Raw genomic sequence first — 17,381 nt, forward strand, 5'->3', positions numbered from 1 at the left:
TTGCTTTACCTTATGCTTTTTTTTGTTATGATGTGCGCGATCCAAAAAAGATGCGCTCATAGCTCAACTGGATAGAGTACAGGTCTCCGAAGCCTGTGGCGTGGGTTCGAGTCCCGCTGAGCGCACCATTTCTTTGTTTCATCTTATCCGATCAAATACGAAAATCATTAAAAATAAACAACTTATGTATTTCTCTTATCCGATATTGTCCGAGCATGTTTTAGGTTATTTAAGTTTTTTGCGGTAATTTTTGCGGTAATTTCAAAATTATTGCAAAGGCTTACCGTAAAAATGCCAAAAATAATTGTAAATCTGACAGATACACAGATTCGTTCAGCTGTAAATTCACATAAAAAGTTATCAACCAAGGTTCAAATTAAACTAGCCGATGGTAAAGGACTATTTTTTATCATTGATAAAAATGGTAACTCCTATTGGAGGTGGGACTATGCTCGCCCAATCACTAAAAAACGTAATAGCATTTCTTTTGGGATATACCCAGAGGTATCGTTGCTAAATGCACGAGCAAAAAGAACTGAATGTCGAGAATTACTCGCCCAAAATATAGATCCAGCGGTTGTGAAGAAAAATGAAGAAGAAGCTAAATCAGGCAAAAATACTTTCGCTTTAATCGCGGATGAATATAGAAAGACAGAGGAGTTAGAGCCTAGTACTCAACGAAGGAATCAATTTGTTTGGGGTAAGTTGTATGCTGCAATTGGGGATTATCCAATAGACAGTATTACACCATCGCAAATTTTAGAAGTTTGTCGTATTTACGAAAGACAGGGTAAGACAGATTCAGCAAAGCGCATGAGAAGCAAAGCATCTCAAGTCTTTCGTTATGCGATTGCTTTAGGGTTATGTCAATTTAATGTGGCAGACCAAATTAGTGGAATCTTAAAAGTTGGTAAAACCAAGCATAGATCTGCGATCACAGATGAGCAGAAGCTAGGACGGTTATTGAGTAACATTAATAATAGTGTTGGCCGTGGTGACATTGCGATAGATTATGCTGTAAAAATTTTACCCCATGTTTTTGTACGCCCAGGAGAATTGAGAGGAGCCAAGTGGGCAGACATTGATTTTGAAAATCGGGTTTGGAAATACACTCCTCCTAAAACGAAGAATCAGACCGCATTACAGCATATTGTTCCTCTGTCAGATCAGGTTATCACCTTGTTTAAAGAATTACACCAAATAACAGGTTATACGGAGTATTGCTTTGTATCGATGCGGGATCAGTCCAAAACGATTAGCGAATCGACGATTAACAAACGATTGAAACAATATGGTTTTGAAAATGGTGAGACGACAGGTCATGGCTTTAGAGCGACTGCGAGAACACTCTTGGATGAGGTTCTAAAATTTCCAATTGAGCGGATTTAACAGCAACTGGCTCATCAGGTTCGTGATATGCATGGAAGAGCATACAACCGTACAAAATATTTAGAAGAACGTACGGTGATGATGCAATCATGGTCTGACTATTTAGATCGGTTGATGCATAAGACTATGGATTGATTAGTAAGCTTGCACCTGTGCGACAAAAACAACATTCATGCTGCTTATAACCGAGCACAGTATTGGGATGAACGAGTAATGATTATGGAATGGTATGGGGAGAAGGTGCAGGAATGGATGAAGTAAGTCACTCAGTATATGTAAAAAAACCACGCCTGATGGCGTGGTTTTTTATACCTAACATTTCTGTATTGCTTAATTATTAGTGTATTAATAAATATATTTATTGCTTATTTGCTATGTGTGAAAAATGATTTAATTTACTTAAAATATATGTGATAAACCTGTTTTAAAGTGTTTTTATAATTTATATTATCAACAACTTAGATTATTGAAATAGTTATATTTATAGTATGAAGCTTTCAAATTACAATAAATTATTAGGTTACATGTATTCTAAATCTATGAAGGATACGTTCTCCTCTCAAGAACCCAAGGCAGGTTGTGCATATAAAGAAACAATTAATTTATTGGTAAATATTTTGCAGTGGTGTGAACAGATCGAAACGGAGTTTCGGCACTTACATTGCGGTGAGCAAACGAATCAAGTAGGCCGATATAGAAGTCAGCAGCTTCTATTGGGTATAGGAAAAGCGCTAGATCAACTTTATGTAATGCCTAACTTTGATCAGCTACAAATGGGTCTAAAAAATAAAAGACTAACTGAATTCGGTCGAATCTTTGATAGTTTTGTCCATAGGACTGCTAAATCAACAAATCTAAAACAGCAGCAACATTTCCTGAGGCAGGAACAATTCAGACAATTTTATGCAGGGAGTTGGCAGAATGATTTCTTGAAAATATGGTATGAACATTACATTGATAATTTAAGACGATATGGCATACCAGCTGAAAAATTCTCAGAAACGAAAAGTTTAATACTAAGTGATTTAGACGAGCTACTTAAGATAGGTAAAAAATTACATGTTTTAAGTACTGTAATTCGAATTGATAGCAATAATGCAGATGATGAAATTGCAAAACTTCATAGCAAGAGATATGAGCTTTTACGGCAGATCTCAGTTGAGGGGTTATTACGTAATTATTATATTTGCTTGAATGGTCACAATAATGGCTTAGACTACTTCTGTATATGGGTATTTGAAACAACATCTGATTACACGGAACATAGAACAATAAGTGAGATCAAAACACAGTGCCATGAGCTTCTAAAATCATATGACTTGAATATTGATGTCAGTATTATGAATTGGAATGATAACTTTAATTCAAGTAGTGAGGTCTTCAATAAGCAATTTAATCTATGCCTTTACGATGAAAAGAATAAAGCTATATTCATTGAGAATTGTTTAGATTTTCTTGTGAGATTGGATCAGGACTTTATGTTCAAGTCTACAAATGATGACATTATTGGGCGGGAAAATCACGAAATTAATTTTAATGAAAACGTGCATATCATTATACAAAAGTTCAAAAAGCACCCTAACCCACATCGTGTATTAGGTGATTTAACTCAATATGCTTTATTCGACTTGTGTTGGGTACAAAATCATTTAGATGCTTATAGCAAAGACTATTTGAAGAATATTATTTTGCAATATCAAGAAAATTTGTCATCTTACGCAACATTTAAGTTAACGGAAGCAGAGCTTAAGCTTCTAGAAAAAATTGAAATTTTTATGCTATCGGTCAAATATTCGCGATCCTTACAGCCTAATGAAATGCGAGCGCAGCAAATAGTTGAAAGAACGCTGTTTCAATTTGTAGATTTGCTCATGCAACATGATTCTATTATTACGCTGGGAACTCGAATTGGGGGCGTTTATCGATCAAGGCTATTGCATTATTTTTTCGGGCAGTTCAGAAAATATGACTATCAGGATTTTTTGTCATTTCCTTTTGATCATACACGAGCTAATTTTTATAAATCTAAGATTGAAGACTTTAAGTACTATGGGGGACTATTTCAATCAATATATAGTCCCATAGCTATTACGTTAGGGCAAAATAAGCACATAAATATTCCAAGGCATGAGCAACGAGTCGAGAAAATCCAAAATTATTTGAGAGGGGCTTTTAAGCGCGATTGCGTTTTAATTAGATGCTCACTTAGCTGTGAGATGAAGAACGGCTTTATGAAACAAAAAGGGCTAAGTTCTGCTTTATATCAGATGTTGCATGCGGGAAAACGGAGAGCACCATTATCTAAGCTTAGGGCGTATGTAGGGGCATGGGTTGAAAATGATACAAGCCAAGTGTCAGATAAAAGACGATTCTTTGCCGATATTGTTTTTGTATTTGATCGTGAAGTACTGAATAATTATTCTAATTTAGCGGATGTTGTTAGTGAAAGATGGCAGGAAACGCTCAAGAAGGCTAGTGAGGCATTTCAACCGCCATTAGATTTAAAGGCTTCGTGCCGAGTTAAAAAAATATTTAATTCTGTAGAAGGGTTGGCATATCAAGAGTTGCTAGTAGAATCAATTGATAAACCACTAAAAAATATTATTATCAATAACTTGGCTCCTTACATAGTATATAAGGATCTGTTAGATAATACATTTTATTCAGATACTCCTAAATGGCTTATCAGAGGTACGTTACCTCGTAAAAAAAAGCGAAAGCCTAGCACTAAATCAAATAAAGCTGATGCTTGATATTCACCGCATAACTTTTTCAAAAGTAGGCTCTATCGATTATCCTTGTTGATCAATAGAGCTTCAAATATTGTGAAAAAAAAATTGAAAATATTGGTTGAATATGTTGTTTGGCTAACAAATATTCAAATTTGTAATGGCAGGTTATTAATATTATTAAATATATATCATATAGAGATTAATACTCTTACTACTCATAAGCTTATAGCATTAAGTACAATCTAACTAAAATTTATATTTATACAGTTTACCCATGTCATATGGAGCTATTTCCATATTGAGTATTAAACATGAGTAAATCAATTAATGAGTCTAAATTAACAATCCAACTAGAAGTAACTACAAACTTATGGATTAAGGCTGAGAATGAACCATTGGATTTCTATGAAGAGTTTGCAGAGTTATTGATTCATTTTGATGATATTTACCGTTCAGGCTTTCAGTACTTTGGTTATATCAATGCATGGTGTGATTGGTTAGATGAGCATGATATTGATGATTTAGATTTTGATGAAGTCGTCGATGAGTTGAAATGTGAATCATTTGATTACTATCAAAATTACTTTAAGGGGTACCAGAGTAGACAGCTGAAAGATTTCCGTAGGCATCGTGAGAACGAAAAACGTAATCTGGAATCTTTATCGAAAAAATTAGATAGAGCTCTTAGTCGATATTCAAAGTTAGAAGTAGTGAGAGTGGATATTGCATATTTGCAAAGCTGTCACGATATCATCGATATCCAAATGTTCTATCAAGATTTAGAAGAATTGCGTAAAGCGATATCTAAGCGTAAAGATCCGTTTCATGACTTAGTCGATTCTGCATGGGCGTTAGAGCAGGGTGAAACCAAAGGTTATCATTGCCATCTGTTGTTAATCTTCAATGGGCATCAACGTCAAAAAGGATGGGCTATAGCGGATAAGGTCGGGAAGTTGTGGAAGCAGATTACTAATGATGAGGGCTGTTATTTCAACTGTCATGATCCTAAGCAAATAGCTAAGTATAGAGAGCTCGGTATTCTTGGTATTGGTAGAATACATCGGGATAATCCAGTGGAGGTTCGTAACCTTCGTAATGCAGGTGCTTATCTAGTGAACCCTGAGAAAGAAGCGCAACACTTACGTGTAAAGCTCAGTCCTAAAATGCGTACCTTTCAGTGATTTGAAAATAATCTCAGATATACATCATCTAGATGAAAACAAAGTTATTTCAACTTTCAGGGCTTGCCAATCGGTAAGCCTTTGTCATTTTTGGAGATGTATATTATGAGTTTAACTTGTCCTTACTGTTTATCTGATCAGGTCATCCAAGTTGTGAATCAACAAGTGAATGGAACTGAATCATCAGGTCTTGCAGCATCAGCATCGTTTGCCACCATTGGTGCATCCATCTCAAAGAGCTTACCTTTACCTGTATCCCCATTACTTGGTGGACTAGCAGGTGCAGTTATTGGTGGTCTATTCAGTAGTGTATTCGATGAGCCGAAAAAGCCTATCACCATGACCTACTACCACTGTAATCAATGTCAGCAGAACTTTCGTTGAATCAGCATAGGAGATCGAATCAATGGCACATCAAATTGAACAAATCGCCTATGTTGGCGAAACCCCTTGGCATGGTCTCGGTAATCAGCTAAGTCCGAATCAACCACTGGAAGTCTGGGCACAGCAAGCCGGGATGGACTGGCGGATTGAATCCTCCAATGTCAGCTACATGGCACAAAATGAACGTGGTCAGAGCATTATCATGCCATTTGAAGAACAGCGAGTGTTGTATCGTTCAGATACCCATGCACCTTTATCTGTAGTCAGTCAGCGTTATCAGGAAGTTCAACCTAAAGAGATTCTGGAGTTCTACCGGGATCTGACTGAGCAATCTGGCTTTAAGTTAGAAACCGCAGGGGTTTTGAAAGGTGGGAAGAAGTTCTGGGCTTTGGCACGTACAGGTCAAAGTTCCGCTTTAAAGTCTAAGGATGTCAGTAATGGTTATATCCTGCTGGCTACTGCGTGTGACGGCACTTTGGCAACGACAGCACAGTTCACCAGTATCCGAGTGGTCTGTAACAACACTTTGGCGATTGCATTACGTGGGCAGAGCAGTAGTGCTGGTGTAGTGAAAGTTCCACATAGCACCAAGTTTGATGCAGAGAAGGTGAAACAGCAATTGGGTATTTCAGTGCGTGCATGGGATGAGCACATGTATGAAATGAAACAGCTCACGCAGCGTAAGGTGAGTCAGCAGGAAGCTAAGGCTTACTTTGATGCTGTGTTCAACAATAGCACCATGTCAATTTCTGATCCTGAAGAGAACATCATTCAGTTCTACCGTCAGGTGGCAAGTAACCCACCACAGCAAAATAAAACTGAACCAAATGGAAGAGCTATGACCAAAGCACTCGACATGTTTAATGGTCAGGGGCGAGGGGCAGATCTTTCATCTGCTAAAGGTACGGCTTATGGCTTACTGTGTTCGATCACGGAATTCGTTGATCATGAACGTCGTGCCATGAGTACAGATCATCGTCTCGATTCAGCATGGTTTGGTGCAGGCGCAGGTCTTAAACAACGTGGATTAGAACAAGCTCTGTGCTTGATAGCCTAAGCTCATGTAATTCTAACCCCGCAAGTCTCAACAATCGCTGAATAAAGCACACATATAAAGCTATCTAGTTTCAACTCACAATCAACAATCTGAATCAGCATGCATATCGCCATACCCGACCTCGTGTCGGGTATGGCTTTTTTATGCGCTTCTTTTTTACAAAACTGAAATTTATAAGGATAGAACTATGAATCAAATTGCACCGATTTCTAATCAATCTGTACAGACAGGTGTGCAAACGGCATTAAACCCATTAGCCACAACCAAGCGAGCTAATTCTGCAAAACGCTTAGTCAGCACCAAAGATATGGCGTATCAAGATTGGCTTGAAGTTCGTAAGCAAGGTATCGGTAGCAGTGACGCAGCTACGGCATGTGGATTAAACCCATACATGTCGATGCTAGAACTGTGGCTAATCAAAACAGGTCGACAAGCTCAGTCCATTGAAGATGAAAGTACAGGGGTTGCACCACTGTATTGGGGCAAGCAACTTGAACCTTTAGTGGCTGAGTATTACAGCATGCACACCAACAATAAGGTACGTCGAGTCAATGCAGTGTTACAGCACCCTGATCCTGACAAACATTTCATGTTGGCAAACTTAGATTACTCCGTTGTCGGGAGTGATGAAGTACAGATCCTTGAATGTAAAACAGCAGGGGAGCATGGAGCAAAGCTGTGGCGTGATGGCGTACCCCTTTATGTCTTGTGTCAGGTACAGCACCAATTAGCTGTGACAGGAAAACAGGCAGCCCATGTTTGTGTTTTGCTCTGTGGGCATGAAACCAAAATCTTTAAAGTCACTCGTTCTGAATCTGTGATTCAGCACATCATTAATGCAGAACGTTACTTCTGGGAATGTGTGGAAAAGGATACACCACCATCTGTGGATGCGAGTGAATCGGCAGCCAAAGCCATTCAGCAGTTGTATCCAATGCATGTACCACTAACAGTTGAAGATCTATCACAGAATGAAACAGCCAATCTCATGTTCGATAAGCTGATCAAACTGAAAGAAGAGATTCAGCATAAGCAAGAACGCTTCGATCAACTCAAGCATCAAATCCAAATGATGATGAAGGATGCAGAGCGTGCCACGTTTAGTCGTGGTTCAGTAGTGTGGAAGAAAGCCAATGATAGTGTCAGTTTGGATACCAAAGCACTGCTTAAGCATCAGCCTGATCTTATTGATCAATACCCATTGAAAAGACAGGGCAGTCGTCGCTTCAACATCTATATCGATTAAGCCCATCTCATTCACTTCATCAAAAATGCACAAAAATCGCTCCCCGCTCTCTACATCATGTGTAGAGAGCAAATCGGTCGCGATCTTTGCAGCTAAAACTCAGCTTTTTAACATTTGGATAACTTATTTGGTCCGTGTTCTGACCTACATAGAAGCACCCAAATCTGTAAGGAATTAAATATAGGAGTATCACCATGATCAAAGGTCTAGCGATCACACCGCCTACACTTGGACGTATCAGTATTGGTCGAATCGTGGAAAAGAATGGCAAACGTCTACCTGAAAAAGATGATCAATTCACCATAACCTCGCAAATCCAAAATAAAGAAGGATGGGTCAAGCACCCATTAGATGAACAGCTTCGAGCGAATGCTCCGAATCAGAAACTCCGTTCAATCCCTGTCCGCATGATCTTTAATGATCCTGATCTGAACTTACGCGCAGAATACATCTTATTTGATCGCCAGACTGGACGTCCTGTCTGTGTGGGTGATGGTCAAACTTGTCAGCGTTTAACCAACCAAGGTGTTGAACAGCATCCATGCCCTTCTCCTGATTTATGTCCTTTAGCTCAAGGTGGACACTGCAAACCATATGGACGTTTACATGTGAACTTAGATGAGTCGGATGAATTTGGCACATTCATTTTTAGAACCACAGGCTTTAACAGCATTCGGACTTTGGCAGCTCGACTGAGTTACTACCATGCAGCATCAAATGGTTTGCTTTCATGCTTGCCACTACAACTGACATTACGAGGTAAGAGTACAACGCAGAGTTATCGTCAGCCTGTGTATTATGTGGATTTAACATTAAGAGAGGGTGTGGATTTGCAGTCTGCGATTCACACTGCACATGAGATTGATCAGCAAAGTAAGCAGGCTGGATTCAATCAAGAGGCACTCGATCAGATGGCACGACAGGGCTTTGCTAATGCGAAATTTGAAATGGATATAGAGGAAGGATTGGATGTAGTAGAGGAGTTTTATCAGACAGAGGAGCAACAGCAGTCAGTTGTTAAAAATGAGTCTTTTAATATTCAACAGGGTTTAAAAGGCTCAGTGACTGCGTTGAATTGAATCGGACAGTGTAAAACCTTACGGGATTGCCGTATCTCATGAGCGAGTTGCTCGACATCATGAGATCGGAGTAAACACCATGAGTACATTTGTAGGACAAACATTCCAAATGAACCAACTGATTAGTATCAAGCAGGTCGTAGAGTTAGTTGGCGTTGGACGTTCAACCATCTATGAAATGATGGATGAGAACTCACCCTACTACGATCCGACCTTTCCAAAGAAAGTCAAAATCACCCAAAACCGTATCGGTTGGTCAGCTTATGAGATCCATCAATGGATTGAAAGTAAGTTGGCAAGCCGTGAATAGAAAGGGAGCTTTCGCTCCCTTATTTTTCCTGTGAAACATTTTGATTAGAATATTCGATATATGCTTGTTTACAAATATCTTTAGCTATTATTCCTAAATATGTGCATAGGTCTAGATAAGTATATTTTTTAATATCTGTAGGCATCTTATCTATAGATAAATCATCATATTTACTTTGGTAAATATAATAGTGAAGTAAAAGTTTTTGAGATTCTTTTAGTTTTAGAAAAGATTCCAATACTTTGTTTTCGGTATCAGATACAGCGACTTCAATTCCCTTTATTGAAGCTAAATAGCCCACATACTCCCAATCATTCTTTAAATTTATGTCTTTGTTATTTTGACAGTAATTTGAATTTTTGAAACTTTCTATAGATATTTCGATAATTTGGTTCTTAATATCATTTTCATAATCTATGGCTATAATTTTAAAATCATTAGAAATTCTATTAAAATTTTCTTTTTGGGTGGCTGCTTCGAATTGTGAGAAATACCACTCATAAGCTTTATGGTGATTTCCAAATAATTCTAAAAATAAAATAAATTCTGGAGTAAGAAGATAAATATTTTTTTCTATTTCATAATAATCATTGGAAAGTGATAAGTCAGATGTATTATTTATTAAAGTAATAATATTGATAATATGATTTATATTGGTTTGTAGAAGTATTTTAAGAGTTCTATATTTTTCATCAGAATCTAAATTTATATCTTTAATAATATTTAAGTTATATGTTTCTAATTCTAAAGGGTGCTCATATTCAATAATGTCTTTATGTATGCAATCTCTCAATATATATATTGTTTCTGTATTGATATTAAATTTCACACTTATAAGAGATGGATCTAAGAAAACTCCAAAAGCACGTCTGAACGCGAGTGTTAGATCAGTAGTATCCATTAACTCAGGAGAAATGTTCATGCAATCATAAATTTTTCGGCAGCTTGCTGTATTACGAGCTAATCGAAGCTCATTTTTGATGCGTCCTAAGTCTTCAGTTATCCAATCAAAATCTGCCATATGAGAACCTGTTCTTTATTAAAGTAGAATTAAATTTTACGCAAAGCAGTCTGAGCGCATGAGTAGATTCATTAGACCAAATTTCGCGACATAATTTGGCGTATAAGCCTAAAGAAGCCAATATACACACTGCCCAACTATTTGAAAATAGTGTTAAATTGGCGACATATATAATGATAGTTTTAGGTCTAAACATGGATCATTCAGTTCACAATAAATTGGTTTCTTTCATTTGGTCTATTGCGGATGATTGTCTACGCGATGTGTATGTACGTGGTAAGTACCGTGACATCATTTTACCGATGGTCGTGTTACGTCGTTTAGATACTTTATTAGAACCAACCAAAGCTGCAATTTTAGCTGAAGTTCAGGATCAACAAGCTGAACCTGATTTCGTTGAATTAGATGATTTACCACTCCGTCATATTTCAGGCTATGTCTTTTATAACAGCTCACAATGGACGCTCAAAAGCTTATTTGAAACAGCGACTAATAATCAGCAAATTCTATTGGCAAACTTTGAAGACTACTTACGTGGCTTCAGCGATAACGTTAAAGAAATTATCGATTGCTTTAACTTATTTGCTCAAATCCGCCACATGGCAAGCAAAGATGTATTGTTGGATGTATTGGAAAAATTTGTATCTCCATACATCAACCTCAGCCCATTTGAAACGCAAGATCCAAATGGCTATAAGCTCGGGGGGTTGTCTAACCTCGGTATGGGATATGTATTTGAGGAACTCATTCGTAAATTTAACGAAGAAAATAATGAAGAGGCAGGTGAGCACTTTACCCCACGTGAAGTGATTGACCTGATGACGCATTTGGTCTTTGACCCAATCAAAGACCGTATTCCGTATGCCTTGTCTGTCTATGATCCTGCCTGTGGTAGTGGAGGTATGCTCACTGAAGCACAAAACTTTATTGAAGAGCGTTATAGCGATGAAGATCGTGACATCTTCCTTTACGGAAAAGAGATTAACGACGAAACCTATGCCATCTGTAAATCTGACATGATGATTAAGGGCAATAACCCTGAAAACATACGTGTGGGTTCGACCTTGGCAAGTGATGAGTTTGCCTCAAAACGTTTTGACTTTATGTTGTCAAATCCTCCGTATGGTAAAAGCTGGGCATCAGATCAAAAATACATTGTCGATGATAAAAAAGTCATCGACCCACGTTTTAGAGTCGAGCTTAAAAACTATTGGGGTGAACTGAAAGAAGAAGATGCAACGCCACGTTCGAGCGATGGTCAGCTTTTATTCCTCATGGAAATGGTCAGTAAGATGAGCTCGCCTGAGCAAAATGGTATTGGTAGCCGTATTGCTTCTGTCCATAATGGTTCAAGTTTATTTACAGGTGATGCAGGTGGCGGCGAATCCAACATTCGTCGTTATATCATCGAAAATGATTTGCTGAATGCCATCATTCAATTGCCAAACAACTTGTTCTATAACACGGGTATTACCACTTATATTTGGTTGTTATCCAATAACAAGCCTGAGTCACGTAAAGGCAAAGTACAACTGATTGATGCAAGTTTGCTTTACCGTAAGTTACGTAAAAACTTAGGACAAAAGAACTGTGAGTTTGCACCTGAGCATCTTGAGGAAATTTTAAATGTGTACCTCAATGGGCAAGATGTTGAGCGTGGTTTAGATGCCAATAATGATCCAATTGGATTAGCCTCTAAGGTCTTTAATAATAGTGATTTTGGCTATTATAAAGTCAATATCGAACGTCCTGATCGTCGTAAAGCGCAGTTTAGTTTGGAGCGTTTACAGCCATTACGTTTTGATAAATCCTTGCTTGAGCCAATGGAATATATGTTTGCTGACTATGGCGATGCGCTGTACCAAGCAGGCAAGCTCAAAGAAGTGGAAAAAGACGTTTTAGATTGGTGTGAGAAGCAAGAGATCAGCTTAAATACCAAAGCAAAAGCCAAGCTGTTTGATATTAAGCATTGGACATCACTCAAGACGTTGTTTGAATCTGCTCAAGCAATTATGGCGCAAGTGGGTGAAGCGGAATCAAGTGACTTTAATGTGTTTAAAGACAACGTAGATAAAGCAATTAAATCCCTTGATTTAAAACTATCTGCATCTGAAAAGAACAGCATTTTAAATGCCGTGAGCTGGTATGACGAAACCGCTGAGAAAGTGCTGAAGAAAGTCGTGAAGTTGAATGGCGATAAGTTGGCTGAGCTACTTGAGCATTTAGGCTGTGAAGAATCTGATTTAGCTGACTTTGGTTATTTTGCAACAGGCAAAAAAGGTGAGTACATCACTTATGAAAGCAATGCAGATATCCGTGACAGCGAATCAGTGCCGTTAAATCAGCGTATTCACCAATATTTCTTAGATGAAGTAAAACCGCATGTGGATGAAGCATGGATTAATTTGGATTCGGTGAAAATTGGTTATGAGATCAGTTTTAATAAGTATTTCTACCAACATAAGCCGTTGCGTTCGCTTGAAGCTGTGGCTAAGAATATTTTAAGTCTTGAGAAACAAGCCGATGGTTTGATTGCACAGATTTTGGGTCTTTAAGGGGAAGCAGAATGTTTAATAAATATGATGCTTATAAAGATTCAGGTGTGGAAGCTTTAGGCGAGATACCTAATGATTGGGAAGTTTTAAGATTTCGAGATATTTGTGACTTTGGAAAAGGCTTAAACATTACTAAAGAAAACTTAGAAGATGTCGGAATTCCCTGTGTAAATTATGGTGAAGTCCATTCTAAATATGGTTTTGAGGTCAATCCTGAAGCTCACCAATTAAAATGTGTATCGGAAAGTTACTTGAAAAGTTCACCAAAATCTTTACTTAAATATGGTGACTTTGTATTTGCTGATACATCAGAAGATATTGATGGATCGGGAAATTTTACTTACTTGAATAGCCATCAGATGACCTTTGCTGGTTATCATACAGTCATTGTTCGACCTAAAAATAATATTAATGTTAGATTTTTGGCTTATGTGTTTGATTCATTAAGTTTTCGAAATCAAATTCGTAAAGCTGTTAAAGGTGTAAAAGTTTATAGCATTACTAAGTCGATTCTTAAAGACACGACTATTTGGTTACCTGATGTTGATTGTCAGCATGAAATATCACAATTTTTAGATACAAAGGTTGGTGAGCTGAACCAAGCTATTGCCATTAAAGAACAGCAAATTGCTTTACTGAATGAACGTAAGCAAATTGTGATTCAAAAAGCAGTGACGCAAGGTTTAAATCCAAATGTACCAACGATGGATTCGGGTGTGAAGTGGATTGGGCAGATTCCTGAGCATTGGGAAGTTGTCCGAGCTAAATTTTTATTTGATGAAGTTGATGAACGTTCATCTGAAGGGCAAGAAGAATTATTATCTGTTTCACATATGACAGGTGTAACGCCACGCTCTGAAAAAATTGTTTCTATGTTTATGGCTGAAGATTATTCAGGCTCTAAATTATGTAAAAAGAATGACTTAGTTATGAACATTATGTGGGCATGGATGGGGGCATTGGGGGTTTCTGCTTATGAAGGAATAGTGAGTCCGTCTTATGGTGTTTATAGACAGAAGAAACCTAATATCTTTAATGCTCAATATTTAGAGTATCTATTGAAAACCACTAAATATATTGAACATTACAATCGTGTATCCACTGGCTTACATTCGTCACGACTCCGATTTTATGGGCATATGTTCTTCAATATGAAAATTGGTTTTCCATCATTTGAAGAGCAGAATGAAATTATTGAAGCGATTAATGAGCAATCTATAAAAATTGATTTAGCTCTTAACAATCTAACAGCACAAATTGAAAAGCTTAAAGAATATAAAACCACACTCATTAATGATGCTGTTACAGGCAAAATTAAAGTGGCATAAATCTTCATATAGCTTTTAAAAAATTATAAACCGCCAATGCAGAGCGTAGAGGAATACTTGTGAACAAAAATTTAAACGAACTGGCTTTAGAAAAAAATATCGAACGTGCATTGGTCGGTATCTGTAAAGAAGACCTTGCTCAAGGCATCGCTCAAGCCCATACGGGTTTGGGCTATGTCATCGGGCATGTGTCCGACTTTAATGAAGACTATGCCATTGATGAAAAACTGTTTTTTCAATTTTTAGAAAGCACTCAAAAAGATAGCTTAGATGCCTACAAAGCCTATAATAAAAACGACTGGAAACAAAAAATTCTAGGACGTTTTGACAAGCTCATTAAAAAACATGGCATTGCCTATATGCTCAAAAAAGGCATGGCACTTGATGAGCAACATTTTCATTTTATGTACCCATGCCCATTGGCAAGCAGTAGCCAATCGGTTAAACAAAATTTTGCGTCTAATATTTTTAGCGTGACACGACAAGTGCAGTATTCACTCAAAAACCGTCGTGAAGAAATTGATATGGTCATCTTCCTTAATGGTTTGCCATTGGTGACGATGGAACTTAAAAATGCATGGACAAATCAAACAGCACGTTATCACGGTCAAAAACAATATCGTGAAGATCGTGACCCAACACAGCCATTGCTTACGCCTGCACGTTGCTTGGTGCATTTTGCTGTCGATACCGATGAAGTCTATATGACCACCAAATTAGAAGGTAAAAAGACCTACTTCTTACCATTTAACAAAGGTACAGCATCAGGTGGGCAAGGTAATCCTGTTAATCCAAACGGATATAAAACGGCATACTTGTGGGAAGAAATCTTTGCCAAAGAAAGCTTGGTTAATATTGTTCAACACTTTGTCCGTTTAGACGGTAAAGATTCAGATCAACTCAGCAAACGCACCTTGTTTTTCCCACGTTATCATCAACTTGATGTGGTGCGTAAAATCATTCGTGATGTGTCACAACACGGTGTGGGCAAACCGTATCTGATTCAGCACTCGGCAGGTTCGGGTAAATCGAACTCGATTACTTGGGCAGCCTTTCAATTGATTGAAGCATACCCAGACAATGCACTAGCAGCAGGCAAACGAGCATTGCATCAGCCTTTGTTTGATTCGGTAATTGTGGTGACAGACCGTAAAATCTTAGATAAACAACTGCGCGATAATATTAAAGATTTTTCGGAAATCAAAAACATTATTGCCCCTGCAATGAACAGTGCAGAGCTAAAAAGTGCTTTAGAAACGGGTAAAAAAATTATTATCACCACTATTCAAAAGTTCCGTATCATTTGGGATAGCGTGACTGATCTAAGTGATAAAAATTTTGCCATTATTATTGATGAAGCACATAGCTCACAGTCAGGTGAAGCGCATAACAGCATGAATCGAGCAATGGGCAATGAAGCCTTAAAAAATGCTGATGATGTTCAGGACATGCTTGTGGCAATGATGACCACACGTAAAAAGCGTGAAAATGTATCGTACTTTGCTTTTACTGCAACGCCTAAAAACACCACATTAGAAAAGTTTGGTCAACTAGATGTTGCGACAGGCAAATATGTACCATTTCATCTATACAGTATGAAACAAGCCATTGAAGAAGGCTTTATTTTAGATGTGTTGGCAAACTATACGACATATAAGAGCTTTTATGAGATTCAAAAGTCGATTGAAGACAATCCAATGTTTGAATCGAAAAAAGCACAACGTATTTTAAGAGCCTATGTGGAAGCGTCGCAACAATCGATTGATGCGAAAGCCAGTATTATGCTGGAGCATTTCATTGATAATGTAGTCAATAAGAAAAAACTCAAAGGCGTAGCAAAGGGCATGGTCGTGACTCAAAGCATTGAAGCTGCGATCCGCTATTACTTGTCACTTAAAAAATTGCTAGAGCAAAAAAATAAACCATTTAACATCATGATTGCATTTTCAGGTGAGAAAGAAGTTGATGGTAAAACCTATACTGAAGAATCGTTGAATGGCTTTAATGACACAAAAACAAAAGAAAAGTTTGATCTAGATGAAAACCGCATTTTGGTTGTAGCAAACAAATATCTGACTGGTTTTGATCAGCCTAAACTGACCACGATGTATATTGATAAAAAGCTCACAAGCGTACTATGTGTACAGGCTTTGTCACGTTTAAACCGTGCTGCGCCTAAATACAACAAACGCACAGAAGACTTGTTTATCTTAGATTTTTACAATGATGTTGATGATATTAAAAAAGCCTTTGATGATTTTTACACCTCGACTTCATTGTCTGAAGCAACAAATGTCAATGTACTGAATGACATTAAAACAGCATTAGATGACAAAGGCATTTACGAATTACATGAAGTGGTGAAGTTTAATGAACTGTTCTTTAGTAATGCGTCAGGCAGTGATCTAAGCCCAATCATTGATACAGTGGCAACACGTTTCGATGAAGAGAGAAAAGACTCTTGGGAACATGAGCAACGGGTTGATTTTAAAGTTAAGGCAAAACAGTTCGTTAAGATTTATGCTCAAGTCTCTTCCATCTCACGGTTTAATAACAAGGAGTGGGAGCAATTGTATTGGTTCTTAAAATTCCTTATTCCGAAACTGAATGTACAAGATGGACGCTTAAATGGTATTGATGACCTGTTGGAATCAGTCGATTTAAGTACTTATGCCTTGAAGCGTGAGCATATCAACAAGACCATTACGCTTGATGCCGAAGAAACGGTTTTAGATCCACAAAATCCAAACCCTCGTAATCCAAGCGAAGAAAATGATGATGAAACTTTAGATTCGATCGTTGCCAAGTTTAATGAAAAGTGGTTTCAGGATTGGAGTGCGACACCACAAGATCAACGGGTGATAATCATTGATTTGGTGAAACGTATTCAGCAGCATCAAAACTTTATGAAGAAGTATAAGCAGACGCAAGACCCACAGAACAGAGCATTGGTATTTAAAAAGATGCTCGATGAAATTATGGTAGTACAGCGTAAGAATATGGTGGACTTGTATAACCTTTACCGTAAAGATTCAGCATTCCAAGATACGTTTAGTCAGACCTTGGAAAACTTGATCGAGATGGAAGAGGTTTAGTTTT

11 protein-coding genes, 1 tRNA gene and 1 pseudogene are annotated in these 17,381 nt (G+C 37.7%); 12 read left to right on the plus strand and 1 reads right to left on the minus strand.

All coding sequences use genetic code 11. The features are described 5' to 3' along the window. Window positions 1-52 precede the first annotated feature (52 nt). The 9 genes and pseudogenes from Q9R24_RS05850 to Q9R24_RS05890 all read left to right on the plus strand — a co-directional run bounded on the left by Q9R24_RS05850 (window position 53) and on the right by Q9R24_RS05890 (window position 9,378). A tRNA-Arg gene (locus tag Q9R24_RS05850) sits at window positions 53-128 on the plus strand. Window positions 129-291: 163 nt separating this feature from the next. Next, window positions 292-1,524 (plus strand): annotated as a pseudogene (locus Q9R24_RS05855) (tyrosine-type recombinase/integrase). Between the two features lie 353 nt (window positions 1,525-1,877). Continuing rightward, on the plus strand, window positions 1,878-4,142 hold the full coding sequence (locus tag Q9R24_RS05860) for a hypothetical protein (protein ID WP_311215548.1): 2,265 nt from the start codon (window positions 1,878-1,880) through the stop codon (window positions 4,140-4,142). A gap of 290 nt (window positions 4,143-4,432) precedes the next feature. Then, window positions 4,433-5,302: an inovirus-type Gp2 protein gene (locus tag Q9R24_RS05865; protein WP_311203949.1), complete on the plus strand. Its 870-nt coding sequence runs from the start codon at window positions 4,433-4,435 to the stop codon at window positions 5,300-5,302. Between the two features lie 105 nt (window positions 5,303-5,407). After that, the gene (locus Q9R24_RS05870; protein WP_180072471.1) at window positions 5,408-5,686 is read left to right on the plus strand and encodes a hypothetical protein; all 279 of its coding nucleotides are present in this window, start codon (window positions 5,408-5,410) and stop codon (window positions 5,684-5,686) included. Between the two features lie 22 nt (window positions 5,687-5,708). Next, window positions 5,709-6,743 carry a DUF932 domain-containing protein gene (locus tag Q9R24_RS05875; protein WP_311203948.1) on the plus strand — a complete coding sequence of 345 codons (1,035 nt, stop codon included), beginning with the start codon at window positions 5,709-5,711 and terminating at the stop codon, window positions 6,741-6,743. 187 nt (window positions 6,744-6,930) lie between these two features. Then, on the plus strand, window positions 6,931-7,989 hold the full coding sequence (locus tag Q9R24_RS05880; protein WP_311203947.1) for a lambda-exonuclease family protein: 1,059 nt from the start codon (window positions 6,931-6,933) through the stop codon (window positions 7,987-7,989). Between the two features lie 194 nt (window positions 7,990-8,183). Continuing rightward, window positions 8,184-9,068, plus strand: coding sequence for a hydrolase or metal-binding protein (locus Q9R24_RS05885; RefSeq protein ID WP_071321307.1), 885 nt, complete (start codon window positions 8,184-8,186; stop codon window positions 9,066-9,068). Between the two features lie 79 nt (window positions 9,069-9,147). Beyond that, window positions 9,148-9,378, plus strand: a complete 231-nt coding sequence (locus tag Q9R24_RS05890; RefSeq protein WP_071321306.1) for an AlpA family transcriptional regulator — start codon at window positions 9,148-9,150, stop codon at window positions 9,376-9,378. A 19-nt stretch (window positions 9,379-9,397) separates the two neighbouring features. On the opposite strand, the gene Q9R24_RS05895 is transcribed toward Q9R24_RS05890, so the two are convergent. Next, window positions 9,398-10,399: a hypothetical protein gene (locus Q9R24_RS05895; RefSeq protein WP_071321305.1), complete on the minus strand. Its 1,002-nt coding sequence runs from the start codon at window positions 10,397-10,399 to the stop codon at window positions 9,398-9,400. 194 nt (window positions 10,400-10,593) lie between these two features. On the opposite strand from Q9R24_RS05895, the gene Q9R24_RS05900 reads away from it, so the two are divergent. From Q9R24_RS05900 to Q9R24_RS05910, 3 genes are read left to right on the plus strand one after another with little or no spacing between them, the layout of a single operon-like run. Further along, the gene (locus Q9R24_RS05900; RefSeq protein ID WP_311203946.1) at window positions 10,594-12,954 is read left to right on the plus strand and encodes a class I SAM-dependent DNA methyltransferase; all 2,361 of its coding nucleotides are present in this window, start codon (window positions 10,594-10,596) and stop codon (window positions 12,952-12,954) included. A gap of 11 nt (window positions 12,955-12,965) precedes the next feature. After that, window positions 12,966-14,282, plus strand: coding sequence for a restriction endonuclease subunit S (locus Q9R24_RS05905; RefSeq protein WP_311203945.1), 1,317 nt, complete (start codon window positions 12,966-12,968; stop codon window positions 14,280-14,282). Window positions 14,283-14,341: 59 nt separating this feature from the next. Continuing rightward, window positions 14,342-17,377: a DEAD/DEAH box helicase family protein gene (locus Q9R24_RS05910; RefSeq protein WP_311203944.1), complete on the plus strand. Its 3,036-nt coding sequence runs from the start codon at window positions 14,342-14,344 to the stop codon at window positions 17,375-17,377. The last annotated feature ends 4 nt before the right edge of the window (window positions 17,378-17,381 follow it).

Origin of the sequence: Acinetobacter sp. RRD8, from assembly GCF_031844225.1 — a bacterium.
Taxonomy (GTDB): domain Bacteria; phylum Pseudomonadota; class Gammaproteobacteria; order Pseudomonadales; family Moraxellaceae; genus Acinetobacter.